12 protein-coding genes are annotated in these 14,274 nt (G+C 62.3%); 8 read left to right on the forward strand and 4 right to left on the reverse strand.

Annotated elements, in window-relative coordinates:
* Positions 1–2 precede the first annotated feature (2 nt).
* Positions 3–410, reverse strand: coding sequence for a thioesterase family protein (locus tag PAN08_RS06290; protein WP_269790614.1), 408 nt, complete (start codon positions 408–410; stop codon positions 3–5).
* A complete protein-coding gene (uvrA, locus tag PAN08_RS06295) occupies positions 407–3,370 on the reverse strand; it encodes an excinuclease ABC subunit UvrA (protein ID WP_269790615.1) in 2,964 nt (987 codons plus the stop codon). Before uvrA ends, PAN08_RS06290 begins: the two co-directional genes overlap by 4 nt.
* A 277-nt stretch (positions 3,371–3,647) precedes the next feature.
* On the opposite strand from uvrA, the gene rplU reads away from it, so the two are divergent.
* From rplU to obgE, 3 genes are all read left to right on the forward strand, one after another.
* Positions 3,648–3,956 carry a 50S ribosomal protein L21 gene (gene rplU, locus PAN08_RS06300; RefSeq protein ID WP_057634525.1) on the forward strand — a complete coding sequence of 103 codons (309 nt, stop codon included), beginning with the start codon at positions 3,648–3,650 and terminating at the stop codon, positions 3,954–3,956.
* Positions 3,957–3,973: 17 nt separating this feature from the next.
* Positions 3,974–4,234 carry a 50S ribosomal protein L27 gene (gene rpmA, locus PAN08_RS06305; protein ID WP_057634523.1) on the forward strand — a complete coding sequence of 87 codons (261 nt, stop codon included), beginning with the start codon at positions 3,974–3,976 and terminating at the stop codon, positions 4,232–4,234.
* A gap of 185 nt (positions 4,235–4,419) precedes the next feature.
* Positions 4,420–5,478, forward strand: coding sequence for a GTPase ObgE (gene obgE, locus PAN08_RS06310; RefSeq protein WP_269790616.1), 1,059 nt, complete (start codon positions 4,420–4,422; stop codon positions 5,476–5,478).
* Between the two features lie 304 nt (positions 5,479–5,782).
* On the opposite strand, the gene rpsT is transcribed toward obgE, so the two are convergent.
* The gene (rpsT, locus tag PAN08_RS06315) at positions 5,783–6,052 is read right to left on the reverse strand and encodes a 30S ribosomal protein S20 (protein ID WP_057629708.1); all 270 of its coding nucleotides are present in this window, start codon (positions 6,050–6,052) and stop codon (positions 5,783–5,785) included.
* A 115-nt stretch (positions 6,053–6,167) separates the two neighbouring features.
* Here rpsT and murJ point away from each other — a divergent pair, with 115 nt between their 5' ends.
* The 5 genes from murJ to ispH all read left to right on the forward strand — a co-directional run bounded on the left by murJ (position 6,168) and on the right by ispH (position 13,215).
* Entirely contained in the window at positions 6,168–7,772 is a 1,605-nt protein-coding gene (gene murJ, locus PAN08_RS06320) for a murein biosynthesis integral membrane protein MurJ (RefSeq protein WP_269791191.1), read from the forward strand.
* A 65-nt stretch (positions 7,773–7,837) separates the two neighbouring features.
* The gene (locus tag PAN08_RS06325; RefSeq protein WP_269790617.1) at positions 7,838–8,785 is read left to right on the forward strand and encodes a bifunctional riboflavin kinase/FAD synthetase; all 948 of its coding nucleotides are present in this window, start codon (positions 7,838–7,840) and stop codon (positions 8,783–8,785) included.
* A complete protein-coding gene (gene ileS, locus PAN08_RS06330) occupies positions 8,782–11,613 on the forward strand; it encodes an isoleucine--tRNA ligase (RefSeq protein WP_269790618.1) in 2,832 nt (943 codons plus the stop codon). The genes PAN08_RS06325 and ileS overlap by 4 nt, the downstream gene beginning before the upstream one ends.
* Positions 11,614–11,703: 90 nt before the next feature.
* Complete coding sequence (gene lspA, locus PAN08_RS06335) at positions 11,704–12,210, forward strand: signal peptidase II (RefSeq protein WP_269790619.1); 507 nt, start codon at positions 11,704–11,706, stop codon at positions 12,208–12,210.
* Positions 12,211–12,264: 54 nt separating this feature from the next.
* A complete protein-coding gene (ispH, locus tag PAN08_RS06340; RefSeq protein WP_269790620.1) occupies positions 12,265–13,215 on the forward strand; it encodes a 4-hydroxy-3-methylbut-2-enyl diphosphate reductase in 951 nt (316 codons plus the stop codon).
* Positions 13,216–13,266: 51 nt separating this feature from the next.
* On the opposite strand, the gene PAN08_RS06345 is transcribed toward ispH, so the two are convergent.
* Positions 13,267–14,190: a LysR family transcriptional regulator gene (locus tag PAN08_RS06345; RefSeq protein WP_269790621.1), complete on the reverse strand. Its 924-nt coding sequence runs from the start codon at positions 14,188–14,190 to the stop codon at positions 13,267–13,269.
* Positions 14,191–14,274 lie beyond the last annotated feature (84 nt).

Genomic DNA, 14,274 nt, shown 5'->3' on the forward strand with positions numbered 1-14,274 from the left:
TCTCAGGTCGACGCGTTCCGCACGGCATCCGGCAGCGGTGCGCTCTTGCCCGTCTGCGTATCCATCCACACCACGACCACGTTGCCGTCGGAGTACAGCTTGCCGCTGTCCTTCTGGTCGACGATACGGTGGCCGATGGTCACGCTGCTGTTGCCAAGGCGCTCAACGAACAGCTCCACCACGATGTCGTTGGGCCACACAATCGGCAGGCGGTAGTTGATGTTGGTGTTGGCTACCACTGGCGCGATGCGGTCACTCATTGACACGCCTTCCACGCCCAGCATCCAACGCACGCGCGCTTCTTCCAGATAGGAGACGTACTTGGCGTTGTTGACGTGGCCCATGGAGTCCATGTCGCGCCAACGTACGCTGATCGGTACCTGCGCCAGCTGCTTGTGGTCGTTGCTCATTCGGAAGCCTTCTTCTTGCGGGTGGTGGCGGCCTTCTTGGTGGCCGTCTTCTTGGCGGGCTTTTCCTTGCGCGGCGGGCGGGCGTCGGGCTTGTTGGCCACGGCTGCCGGGCGCTCCGGGCGCGCGGTGGTGGACGGCAGCATCTTTGCCAGGAATTGGCCGGTGTACGACGCCGCGTGCGCGGCTACATCTTCGGGTGTGCCGGTCACCAGGATGGTGCCGCCGCGATGACCGCCTTCCGGACCGAGGTCGACAACCCAGTCGGCGGTTTTGATCACATCCAGGTTGTGTTCGATCACCACCACCGTATTGCCCTCGTCACGCAGCTTGTGCAGCACGCCGAGCAGCGCTTCGATGTCGTGGAAATGCAGGCCGGTGGTTGGCTCATCCAAGATGTACAACGTGCGGCCGGTATCGCGGCGCGACAGCTCTTTGGACAACTTCACACGCTGTGCTTCACCGCCAGACAGCGTGGTCGCGCTCTGGCCGAGCTTGATGTAGCTCAGGCCCACGTCGACCAGCGTTTCCAGCTTGCGTGCGATGGACGGTACCGGCTCAAACAGGCGCAACGCATCTTCGACCGTCATCTGCAGCACGTCGTTGATGTTGTAGCCCTTGTAGAGAATCTCCAGCGTCTCGCGGTTGTAGCGCTTGCCGTGACACACGTCGCAAGGCACATACACGTCCGGCAGGAAGTGCATTTCCACCTTGATCAGGCCATCGCCCTGACAGGCTTCGCAGCGGCCGCCGCGCACGTTGAAGCTGAAACGTCCCGGCGAATAACCGCGCGCCCGCGATTCCGGCACCTGCGCATACAGCTCGCGCAGCGGCGTGAACAAACCGGTATACGTGGCGGGATTTGAACGTGGCGTACGGCCAATCGGTGACTGGTCGATGTCCACCACCTTGTCGAACAGGTCCAGCCCTTCGACGGTTTTGTAGGGCGCAATTGGATGCGAGGCGCCATTGATCTCGTTGGCTGCCAGCGAGAACAACGTGTCGTTGATCAGCGTGGATTTGCCCGAGCCGGACACGCCGGTGACGCAGGTCAACAGGCCCGCCGGGATATCGAGGTCCACGCCCTTGAGGTTGTTGCCGCTGGCGCCGCGCAGGTGCAGCGTCATCTTTGGGTTGGCCTTGTGGCGGCGCGCCGGAATCTCGATGGCACGCTTGCCCGACAGGTACTGGCCGGTCAGGGAGCGCGGTGCATCCAGGATGTCCTGCAGTGTGCCTTGGCCGACGATCTCGCCGCCGTGCACACCGGCACCGGGGCCGATATCCAGCACGTAATCGGCCAGGCGGATCGCGTCTTCGTCATGCTCGACCACGATCACCGTATTGCCGAGATCGCGCAGGCGGGTGAGGGTGCCGAGCAGGCGCTCGTTGTCGCGTTGATGCAGGCCGATGGACGGCTCGTCAAGTACATACATCACCCCGACCAGGCCGGCGCCGATCTGCGAGGCCAGGCGGATGCGTTGCGCCTCGCCGCCGGACAAGGTGTCGGCCTTGCGCTCCAGCGTGAGGTAATCCAGACCGACATCCACCAGAAAGCCCAGGCGCTCGCCGATTTCCTTGACGATCTTGGTGGCGATCTCGCCACGCCAACCCGGCAGCGACAGCTCGCTGAAGAAACGCTTGGCTTCATCAATCGGCAGTACCGCAATCTCCGGCAGTGGCCGGTCGGCGACGAACACGTTGCGCGCAGCTTTATTCAGGCGCGCACCCTTGCACTCCGGACAGGGCCGCGAGCTGATGTACTTGGCCAGTTCTTCGCGCACGGCCGATGATTCGGTCTCGCGATAGCGGCGTTCAAGGTTCGGAATGATGCCCTCGAAGCGGTGCTTGCGCTGGTTGCGGCCACCGGCCTCGGTGAAATAGGTGAAGGTCACCTGGTCTTCGCCACTGCCGTACAGCACCGCCTTCTGCACATGCTCGGGTAGCGTCTGCCACGCCGCATCCACGTCGAACTTGTAGTGCTTGGCCAGCGAGGCAATCAGTTGGAAGTAGTACGCATTGCGGCGGTCCCAGCCGCGCACGGCACCGGCGGCCAGAGACAGCTCCGGATGCACCACCACGCGCGAAGGATCAAAGAATTCGGCCACGCCCAGGCCATCGCAACCCGGGCAAGCGCCCACCGGCGAATTGAACGAAAACAGGCGCGGTTCCAGCTCGGGCAGTGCGTAATCACACACCGGGCAGGAGTACTTGGAAGAGAACAGGTGCGGCTCTGCCTTGGGATCATCCAGCGGCATCACCGAGGCCATGCCATCGCCCAGTTTGAGCGCGGTTTCAAAGCTTTCGGCCAAGCGCTGCTTGATGTCGTCACGTGGGCGGAAGCGGTCGATCACCGCCTCGATGGTGTGCTTCTGGCGCAGGGTCAGCGCCGGCACCGCATCAATTTCGTACAGCTCGCCGTCCACACGCACACGCACAAAGCCCTGTGCGCGCAGTTGGTCGAACACCTGCACATGCTCGCCCTTGCGTTCGCGGATCACCGGGGCCAGCAGCATGTAGCGCTGGTCTGGATCCAGCGTCAGCACATGGTCCACCATCTGGCTGACGATCTGCGCTTCCAGCGGATAGCCATGGTCCGGGCAGCGTGGGCTGCCGACGCGGGCATACAGCAGGCGCAGGTAGTCGTAGATTTCAGTGATGGTGCCCACGGTCGAGCGTGGGTTGTGCGAGGTGGACTTCTGTTCGATCGAGATGGCCGGTGACAGGCCTTCGATGTGGTCCAGGTCCGGCTTCTCCATCACGCTCAGGAACTGCCGCGCGTAAGCCGACAGCGACTCGACGTAGCGGCGCTGGCCCTCCGCGTAAATGGTGTCGAACGCCAGCGAGGACTTGCCCGAGCCGGACAGGCCGGTGATCACGATCAATTTGTCGCGGGGCAGGTCGAGGTCGATGTTCTTGAGGTTGTGCGTCCGCGCACCGCGGATGCGGATGAAATCCATCGCCATGGGAAATCCGGTTTTGAACGCCGCCGGCGAGCCGGGGCAGATGTGGGGGGCGTAGCTGACGGCAATCAATCAGCCTAGCGGCCTTGTGATTTGGGGGCAATTGCTGCATTTGCCAGTCCGGAGGCCCCGCGCCGCCCTGTAGGCAGGTCATTGTTCAGGCTCGGGTTTTATGGCTGGGGGTGGCTTGACCCGACCTTTGGTCTGCCGTTAAAATCCCGCTCCTGTCCGCCCTCGATGGCGGCACGGCGACCACAATAACTACAGAGGAAGTCTGGTCATGTACGCAGTACTGGTAACTGGCGGTAAGCAATACCGCGTCGCGCAGGGTGAAACCCTTCGCGTTGAAAAGCTCGAAGTCGAAGCCGGCAGCGAGATTAAGTTTGACAACATCCTGATGCTCGGCGATGCCGACGGCATCAAGTTGGGTGATGCGCTGAAGGGCGCTTCGGTGACCGCTACGGTTGTGGCCCATGGCCGCGCTGACAAGGTCCGGATCATCAAGTTCCGTCGCCGTAAGCACCACATGAAGCGTCAGGGTCACCGTCAGTACTACACCGAAATTCAAATCACCGGCATTGCCGGCTAAGCACAGGAGAATCCGTCATGGCACATAAAAAGGGCGTAGGCTCCTCGCGCAACGGTCGCGATTCCAACCCGAAGTACTTGGGCGTCAAGATCTTCGGTGGCCAGGCCATCGAAGCTGGCAACATCATCGTGCGCCAGCGCGGCACCCAGTTCCACCCGGGCGCAGGCGTTGGCCTCGGCCGCGATCACACCCTGTTCGCGCTGCTCGATGGCAAGGTTGAGTTCTCGGTCAAGGGCGCCAACAAGCGTCGTACCGTGAGCGTTGTTACGGAAGCCTGATTCCGGACACGCAGGTGCCCACGCCCAGCGTGGGTAGCTGACGAAAACCCCGCTTAGGCGGGGTTTTTCGTTGGCGACAGAATCAAATCGACGGTTTTTCGTCGTCGTTTTCCCTGGCACTCCCGGGGCAGTTAGACTTTGCGGTCGGGCAGTTCGCCTGCCGCCATCAGTGGGCAACCAGAATCATGAAACTTGTAGACGAAGCGGAGATCCAGGTCACCGCTGGCAACGGCGGTAACGGCTGCATCGGCTTTCGCCGAGAGAAGTTCATCCCGCTGGGTGGCCCGGACGGCGGCGATGGCGGCGACGGCGGCAGCGTGTGGATCCGCGCCGACGCGAACCTGAATACGCTGGTCGACTTCCGCCATGACCGTATTTTCAATGCGCAGCGCGGCGAGAACGGTATGGGTCGCCAAGCCTATGGCAAGGGCGGCGAAGACCTGATCATCACTGTGCCGGTCGGCACCGTGGTGGTCAATGTCGCCACCGATGAAGTCATTGGCGACATGACGGTTCATGGCGATCGCCTGTTGGTGGCCAAGGGCGGCAAGGGCGGCCTGGGCAACATGCACTTCAAAAGCTCCACCAACCGCGCACCGCGTCAGGCGCTGCCGGGCGAGGAGGGCGAGGAGCGCTTGCTCAAGCTGGAGCTGAAGTTGCTGGCCGACGTGGGCCTGCTGGGCTTCCCGAACGCTGGCAAGAGCACCTTGATCCGCGCTGTCTCGGCGGCGACGCCGAAGGTGGCTGACTACCCGTTCACCACGTTGTACCCGAACCTGGGTGTGGTGAAGGTCGAGAATTACCGCAGCTTCGTGATCGCCGACATTCCGGGCTTGATCGAAGGTGCGGCTGACGGTGCTGGCCTGGGTGCGCAGTTCCTGCGTCACTTGCAGCGCACCCGTCTGTTGCTGCACCTCGTGGACATCTCCCCGATGGAGGGTGGCGTTGAGGGCATTTCGCCGATTGAGCAGGTGCGCGCCATCGAGCGCGAGCTGGGTAAGCATGATCCGGAGCTGCTGCAGAAGCCGCGCTGGCTGGTGCTCAACAAGGCTGACCTGATGTTCGAGGACGAGGCCAAGATTGCGGCCGAGCAGATCGTCAAGGAGCTGGGCTGGAAAGAGCCGTGGTATCTGGTGTCGGCGCTGGGTCGCGAAGGCACCTGGCCGATCATGAAGGACATCATGGCCTTCTTCGATCATCAGAAGGTGCTGGAAGCCGAAGAGCGCGAAGCACAGGGCGGCTGAGTCCATCGACAGCAGCTCGGTGATGGATAGCGAAAGCCCGGCGAAAGCCGGGTTTTCTGCTTCTGCTTCACTTAAGGTCCCTGTCTTGCAGGGCGGATAGCGGTTTGGAGTGGAGGCGCTTTTGCTTCGAGGTAATCGGCCGAAGCTGGCGGCCCGAGCTCTCTCGTCCTGCCTTCGGGCGCTTTCCCTGGCATGCAGGGAGGCAGTTGGTCTGGTGGATGGTTTTATCCGGCCCAACAAAAAACCCGACACAAGGCCGGGCTTTTTATGCCGGGAGCCTTGCGGCTCCTGGTGATCGCGCGAATCAGGCGGCCTTGATGGCCTTGATGCGAGCGGTCAGGCGGCTCTTGTGACGCGCAGCCTTGTTCTTGTGAATCAGGCCACGGGCGCTGAAACGATCGAGAATCGGCTGGGCGACGGCGAAGGCTGCCTCGGCGCCAGCGGCGTCGTTGGCATCCAGAGCCTTGATCACCTTCTTGACGGCGGTGCGCAGCATCGAACGCTGAGCCGTGTTGCGCGCGTTGCGCACAACGGTCTGCTTGGCGCGCTTCTTGGCGGACTTGATATTGGCCACAGTGGTGGTTTCCTGAAAATCGGTGTGGTGGGAACAGCAAGCACGCAAGTATGATGGCAGACCAAATGAACGTCAAGTCGAGTTGTCAAGGGGGCTGTAAGTGAGTTCACCGCGCATGCTGCGGGGGCTGCTGTCGTTTAGCAGTATGACAATGATTTCCCGGGTGTTGGGTCTGGTCCGTGACCAGGTCATCACCACCACTTTCGGCAGCAATGCGACCACGGATGCGTTCTGGGTGGCATTCCGTGTCCCCAACTTCCTGCGCCGCCTGTTCGCGGAAGGCTCGTTCGCCACCGCCTTCGTGCCGGTGTTCACGGAGGTGAAGGAGACCCGCCCGCACGCGGATCTGCGCGAGTTGATGGCGCGGATCTCCGGCACGCTGGGCGGCGTGCTGCTGCTGGTGACGGCGCTGGCGTTGATCTTTGCGCCGCAACTAGCGTCGTTGTTTGCCAGTGCGCCTGCAGCGGATCCCGCCAAGCAGGGGTTGTTGATTGATCTGTTCAGATTGACGTTCCCCTTCCTGCTGTTCGTATCGCTGACTGCACTGGCTGGCGGTGCGCTGAACAGCTTCCAGAAATTTGCCATGCCCGCGCTGACGCCGGTGATCCTCAATCTCTGCATGATTGCTGGCGCGCTGTGGCTGGCTCCGCGCCTTGGTGGGACGCCAGAGAAGCAGATCCTGGCGTTGGGCTGGGCGGTGCTGGCTGCCGGCCTCCTGCAGTTGCTGTTCCAGTTACCCGCCCTGAAGGGCATCAACCTGTTGACGCTGCCGCGCTGGGGCTGGAATCACCCGGATGTGCGCAAGGTGCTGACCTTGATGGTGCCGACCCTGTTCGGCTCATCGGTGGCGCAGATCAACTTGTTGCTGGATACGGTGATTGCCGCGCATCTCACCGATGGCTCGCAGTCCTGGTTGTCGCTGGCCGATCGGTTCCTGGAGCTGCCGCTCGGCGTGTTCGGCGTGGCGCTGGGGACGGTGATTCTGCCGGCGCTGGCGCGGCATCACGTCAAGACCGATGGCGAGGGGTTTTCAAATGCGCTGGACTGGGGGCTGCGCACGACGTTGTTGATCGCGGTGCCCGCCATGCTGGGCTTGCTGCTGTTGGCTGAGCCGTTGATCGCTACGCTGTTCCAGTACAAGAGGTTCACAGCGTTCGATACCCAGATGACCGCGCTGGCGGTCTATGGCCTGAGTTTCGGTCTCCCGGCGTTTGCGTTGTTGAAGGTGCTGTTGCCGGCGTTCTACTCGCGCCAGGACACGCGGACGCCGGTGCGTGCCGGCCTGGTCGCGCTGGTGGCCAACATGGTCTTCAACTTCGCCTTGCTAGCGGTGCTGTACCACGCGATGGTGCCGGAGACGCTCAAGGCGCAGGGTGTGATGGTGGCGCTGTCCAAGCAGCCGGGCCTGCATCTGGCGCTGGGTATTGCCAGCGCCCTTTCCAGTTATCTGAACCTGGGCTTGCTCTGGTACTGGCTGGGCAAGACCGGTGTCTACCAGCGACGACCGGGCTGGGGCGCCTATATGGTGCGGTTGATGCTGGCCTGCGTGGCGATGGTAGCCGTGCTGGCAGCGCTGCTGTATTGGCTGCCTGGCTTTACCGGCATGGACAAGTGGCACCGGATCGGCAGTCTGGCGCTGTTGGTTGGCAGTGGTGGCCTGACCTATCTGCTGGCGATGGTGGCCATGGGTTTCCGCCCGCGCGAACTGCGCGGGCACTGAGGCGGCCGTTATACTGCCCGGCTATACACGACAGAACCGGCCCGTATGGGCCGCATCCGGATGGAATGAGCAGGCTTTTTAGAGACGTCGAAGGCGGGGTGTTGTTCCCGCAAGGAAGCGTGGTCTGCATCGGTGCTTTCGACGGCCTGCACCTGGGCCACCGGGCGCTGGTGCGCCACGCGGTTGATCGCGCCCGTGCGCTTGGGGTTCCGGTCGTGGCGTTGGCGTTTGAGCCGCTGCCGCGTGAATTCTTCGCCAAGGACAACCCGCCGCCGCGGTTGATGCTGGCGCGCGACAAGGTTGCCGCCTTGCGTGAGCTGGGCGTGGACAGCGTCGGCCTGCTGCGTTTCGACGCCAAGATGGCAGCCACCACCGCCGAGGATTTCGTGCGCGACATGCTGGTCCGCCGGCTCGGTGCGCGTGAAGTCTGGATCGGCCCCAAGTTTCATTTCGGCAATCGCCGTGGTGGCGACATCGCGCTGCTGCGGGCGATGGGTGCCGAGTTGGGCTTTGTCGCCGGCGAGATCGAGCCGGTGCACCTGAACGGCGAGCGCATTTCCAGCACCCGCATCCGTGAATTGCTGCTGGAAGGCGACTTCGCCCATGCCGGTAGCCTGCTGGGGCGTCCGTACACCATCGGCGGCCGGGTAGTGCGCGGTCAGCAGTTGGGTCGCACCCTGGGTTTCCCGACCGCCAACTTGCGATTCCCGAAAACACCCGCACTTTCTGGTATCTACGCAACGTGGGTGCATGGTGTTTTCGAGCAGCCATGGCCTTCGGTATCGAGCTTCGGCACGCGACCGACGGTGCAGGGCGTGGAGCCATTGCTGGAGGCGCACCTGTTTGATTTCCAGGGCGACCTTTACGGCCGCCACATCGAAGTGGAATTCGTCGCCAAGTTGCGCGATGAAGAAAAGTTCAACGATCTGCCGGCACTGACCGAGCAGATGCACCGCGACGCCGAACAGGCGCGTCGCATCCTTTCCGAACACAGATTGCGAGCTACCGCGTGAGCCAGGATTACAAAGCCACCCTCCATCTGCCTGCAACGGAATTCCCGATGCGCGGCGACCTGCCCAAGCGTGAGCCGGGCATCCTGGCGCATTGGGAAGAGCAGGGCATTTACGCGCGGCTTCGCGAGAACGCGAAAGGCCGCCCGCTGTTCGTGCTGCACGATGGCCCACCGTATGCCAATGGCCAGATCCACCTGGGTCATGCGGTCAACAAGATCCTCAAGGACATCATCGTCAAGTCGCGCTACATCGACGGCTTCGATGCGCCCTACGTGCCGGGCTGGGATTGCCACGGCCTGCCGATCGAAATCGCGGTCGAAAAGAAGTGGGGCAAGGTTGGCGTCAAGCTGGATGCCGAACAGTTCCGCCAGAAGTGCCGCGAGTACGCTGAAGAGCAGATCGAGCTGCAGCGCCGCGACTTCAAGCGCCTTGGTGTAATCGGCGACTGGGACAACCCGTACAAGACGTTGAGCTTCGATTTCGAAGCCAATGAAATCCGCGCGTTGTCCAAGATCTTTGCCAACGGTCACATCGTGCGCGGCGCCAAGCCAGTGCATTGGTGCTTCGATTGCGGTTCGGCGCTGGCCGAGGCCGAGATCGAGTACCAGGACAAGACGTCGCCGGCCATCGACGTGGCTTACGCTGCGCGCGATTCCAAGGCGCTGGCTGCCAGCTTCGGCGTCGACCTGCCGGCCGGCGTGGAAGTGGCGGTGCCGATCTGGACCACCACGCCATGGACGCTGCCGGCTTCGCTGGCCGTGTCGCTGGGTGCGGATATCGAATACGTGCTGGCCGAAGGCCCGGCCCACAACGGCCAGCCGCGCTGGCTGGTGCTGGCTTCGTCGCTGGCCGAGCGTTCGCTGTCGCGCTATGGCGTGAGCGAGGTGGTCGTACATGGCCATGCCAAGGGTTCGGCGCTGGAGAATCAGCTGTTGGCGCACCCGTTTTACGCCAACCGCGACATCCCGCTGCTCAACGGCGACCACGTCTCTGACGAGGACGGTACCGGTGCGGTGCATACCGCGCCCGGCCACGGTCAGGAAGATTTCGTGGTCAGCCAGCAGTACGGGTTGATGGACCAGTACAACGCTGGCCAGATCAATCCGGTCGATGGCCGTGGCGTGTATCTGCCGTCGACACCGGCTGCGGGTGAGGCCGAACTGGCGGGCGTGCACCTGTGGAAGGCGCAGCCGCTGATCGTTGATGTACTGCGTGCCTCCGGTGCGCTGCTGGCGTTCGTCGAGATCCAGCACAGCTACCCGCATTGCTGGCGCCACAAGACGCCGGTGGTGTTCCGCGCCACGCCGCAGTGGTTCATGTCGATGGAAAAGGCCAACCTGCGCAGCGATGCGATGGCCGCGATCGACAGCGTGGGCTGGTTCCCGAGCTGGGGCAAAGCGCGTATCGGCAGCATGGTCGACGGTCGTCCGGACTGGTGCATCAGCCGCCAGCGCACCTGGGGCGTGCCGATCGCACTGTTCACCCATCGCGAAACCGGCGAGCCGCATCCGCGTACCGTTGAGTTGATGCAGCAGGTGGCTGACCGCGTGCAGGCCGGTGGCATCGACGTCTGGTATTCGCTGGATACGGCAGAATTGCTGGGCGATGAAGCGCCGCAGTACGAAAAGGTCACCGACATCCTGGATGTCTGGTTCGACTCGGGCGTTACGCACGAAGGCGTGTTGCTGGAGCGTGGTTTCGGCAAGCCGGCAGATCTGTATCTGGAAGGTTCGGATCAGCATCGTGGCTGGTTCCAGTCCTCATTGCTGACCGGCGTGGCGATCGACAAACACGCACCGTACAAGCAGTGCCTCACCCACGGTTTCACCGTCGATGAGCACGGCCGCAAGATGTCCAAGTCGCTGGGCAACGGCATCGAGCCGCAGGACATCATGAACAAACTGGGCGCGGATATTCTGCGCCTGTGGATCGCCTCGGCTGACTACAGCAACGAAATGTCGCTGTCGCAGGAAATCCTCAAGCGCAATGCCGACGCCTACCGCCGGCTGCGCAACACCGCGCGCTTCCTGCTGGGCAACCTGGATGGTTTCGATCCAGCCCAGCACCTGTTGCCGCTGCAGGACATGGTGGCGTTGGATGCCTGGATCGTGCATCGCGCGTTCGAACTGCAGGAAAAAATCAAGGCTGCATACGCCAACTACAACATGGCTGAGATCGTGCAGCTGCTGTTGAACTTCTGCAGCGTCGACTTGGGCTCGCTGTACCTGGACGTGACCAAGGATCGTCTGTACACGATGCGCGAAGATTCGCGCGGTCGTCGTTCGGCGCAGAGTGCGATGTTCCATATCGCCGAAGCGTTCGTGCGCTGGGTGGCGCCGATTCTGACCTTCACTGCTGAAGAGTTGTGGGGTTATCTGCCGGGCAAGCGTGCCGACAACGTGCTGTTCACCACCTGGTACGACGGCCTGGCACCGCTTCCTGCGAATGCACAGTTGACGGCGGCTGATTTCGACCAGCTGCTGGCACTGCGTGAGCAGGTGTCCAAGGTGTTGGAGCCGATGCGTGCCAATGGCGCCATTGGTGCCGCGCTGGAAGCGGAGATCACCGTCGCCGCAAGCGAAGAACAGGCCGCACGTTGGCAGCCGCTGGCGGAGGAAATGCGCTTCCTGTTCATCAGTGGCGACGTAAGTGTGCGACCGGCGACCACCGATGAGGTGTTTGTCAGCGCGCAGCCGACCGAGAAGGCCAAGTGCGTGCGCTGCTGGCATTACCGCGCCGATGTGGGCACGGTGGCAACGCATCCTGAGCTGTGCGGTCGCTGCGTGATCAACATCGAAGGTGCTGGCGAAGAGCGTCGCTGGTTCTGACGGCAGCAGTGAATGGAGAGGAGTGAGAAATGAGCAAGGGCAACCACTTCGTTCTCACTTCTCCATGGCAATTTCGCACAGGCGCATTACATGCAAGCAAAAGTAGCTAAACCCAATGCACTGATCTGGCTGTTGCTTTCGGCAGTCGTGATCGGGCTGGACCAGTGGAGCAAGGCGTGGGTGCTGTCGAGCCTGCCCGAGTTCACGCCGGTGCCGGTCATCGATGGCTTCTGGAACTGGTACCGCACCTACAACACTGGCGCGGCGTTCAGTTTTCTCAGTGATGCCGGCGGTTGGCAGTTGTGGTTCTTCACGGCGCTGGCGGTGGCCATCAGTGGCCTGATGGCCTATTGGTTGTCGCAGACGCAGCGTGCCAACTGGCGTGCCGCGTTGCCGTACGCGCTGGTGATCGGCGGGGCCATCGGCAACGTCATTGACCGGCAGATGCACGGTCACGTGGTGGACTTCATCCAGTGGTACGTGGGTGACCATTACTGGCCCTCGTTCAATCTGGCGGATTCGGCGATTGTCGTGGGTGCCATTGGCATCGCGGTGTTCGGTCTGTTCGACGGCAAGTCCGGCAAAAAGGCCGGATAATCCCTTTACCTGTTTTCTGCATGACCGGTTGCGGCCGGCTGGACTACCTGACTGATGGACGTACTGCTCGCCAATCCCCGTGGTTTCTGCGCCGGTGTCGACCGCGCGATCGAGATCGTCAAGCGCGCGATCGAGACGCTGGGCGCGCCGATCTATGTGCGTCACGAGGTGGTGCACAACCGTTTTGTGGTCGATGACCTGAAAGCGCGCGGCGCCATCTTCGTGGAGGAACTGGACGAAGTGCCGGACGGCAATACGGTTATTTTCAGTGCGCATGGTGTCTCGCAGGCAGTGCGTGTAGAGGCGGACCGTCGCGGGCTGAAAGTGTTCGACGCGACCTGCCCGCTGGTGACCAAGGTGCATCTGGAAGTGGCGCGCCATTGCCGTGCGGGGCGCGACGTGGTGCTGATCGGCCACGAAGGGCATCCGGAAGTAGAAGGCACCATGGGCCAGTGGAACCGCGAGCGTGGTACCGGCCAGATCTACCTGGTTGAAGATGTGGACGACGTGGCAACGCTGGTCATCGACCAGCCGGAGAACTTCGCTTACACCACCCAGACCACGCTGTCAGTGGACGACACGCGCAGCATCATCGAAGCCTTGCGTGCGCGCTTCCCGGCAATGCAGGGCCCGAAGAACGATGACATCTGCTACGCCACGCAGAACCGTCAGGACGCCGTGCGTGACCTGGCCAAACAATGCGATCTGGTGCTGGTGGTCGGTTCGCCGAACAGCTCCAATTCCAATCGGCTGGCCGAACTGGCGCGCCGCGAAGGCGTGGAGTCTTACCTGATTGATGGTGCGCACGAGATCGACCCGCAATGGGTGATTGGCAAGCAGCATATCGGCCTGACGGCGGGCGCATCCGCACCGCAGGTGCTGGTGGATGGCGTCATCGCGCGCCTGCGTGAACTGGGCGCGGAGGGCCTTTCGGAATTGGAAGGTGAGCCCGAATCGATGGTGTTCGCGCTGCCCAAGGAGCTGCGTCTCAGGCTTGTGGACTAAACCAGTTGATGGCTTTGAGCCAGCTGCGCTGGCCGGGGCCTGCAGTACCAGCTAGAAATCCGGGTATAGCTGCGCGCAGATACGCGCGGCGATGAAGTCGATGAACACTCGGGTGCGCGGAACCTGGCCGAACATCTGCGGCCAAACCAGCGAGATGCTGCCACGCTCCACAGCATGGCTTTCCAGCACCCGCTGCAGGCTGCCCGCTGCGATTTCGTCCTTGACCAGATAGTCGGGCGCTTGTGCAATTCCCAGCTCGGCGAGCGCGGCAACGGCGATGGCTTCTTCGTCGTTAAGAATGGTGGCCGGCAACAGTGACCTGAAAGGTGCGGCCCCCTTGAACAACCATGCGTCCACGCGACGCGTGAATGACGGCCGGTAATGGATGCAACGGTGCCTGCTGAGGTCGGTGGGTATGACGGGTAAGCCATGTTTGAGCAGGTAGTTGGGCGCAGCAAACGTGGCAAGCCGTAGCGGGCCCAGCCGCCGCGCCTGCAGGCTGGAGTCTTCCAGTTCGCCTAGCCACAGTGCGACGTCATATCCCTCTTCGACCAGATCCAGTCGACGGTCCTCCAGGTTGAGGCTGACCACCACCTCGGGAAACCGCTGCTGGAAATCGATCATGGCCGGCAATACGATCCGGCGGCCTATCACCGTAGGTAGGCTGATCTTCAATGGCCCGCGCGGCGTGCGTTCCAGTAGATGCAATTCCTGCTCTGCATCGTGCAGGTTCTCGACGATGTTCACCACATGTCGATAGAGCACTTCGCCTTCGCCGGTCAGTGATAACGCGTGCGTGGTGCGGTTGAGCAGGCGCGTTCCCAGCCGCAGTTCCAGTCGTTCTATTGCTTTGCCAACTGCCGATGCAGACAGTCCCAACTTTCTGCTTGCTGCCGAAAAACTGCGTGCTTCTACTGCAGTGGCGAATGCAACAAGCCCAGTGAGTGATTCGATGGATGTCAGGTGCTTGGACATTCTGTCGGCAATGTTGAGACTGCCAGGCGTCTTCCGTCAAACGCGCAAGTGATCAAGCATTGATCGTGGGCTTCGGACGGGTGT

The organism is Stenotrophomonas sp. Iso1 (assembly GCF_027497995.1).
Taxonomy (GTDB): domain Bacteria; phylum Pseudomonadota; class Gammaproteobacteria; order Xanthomonadales; family Xanthomonadaceae; genus Stenotrophomonas.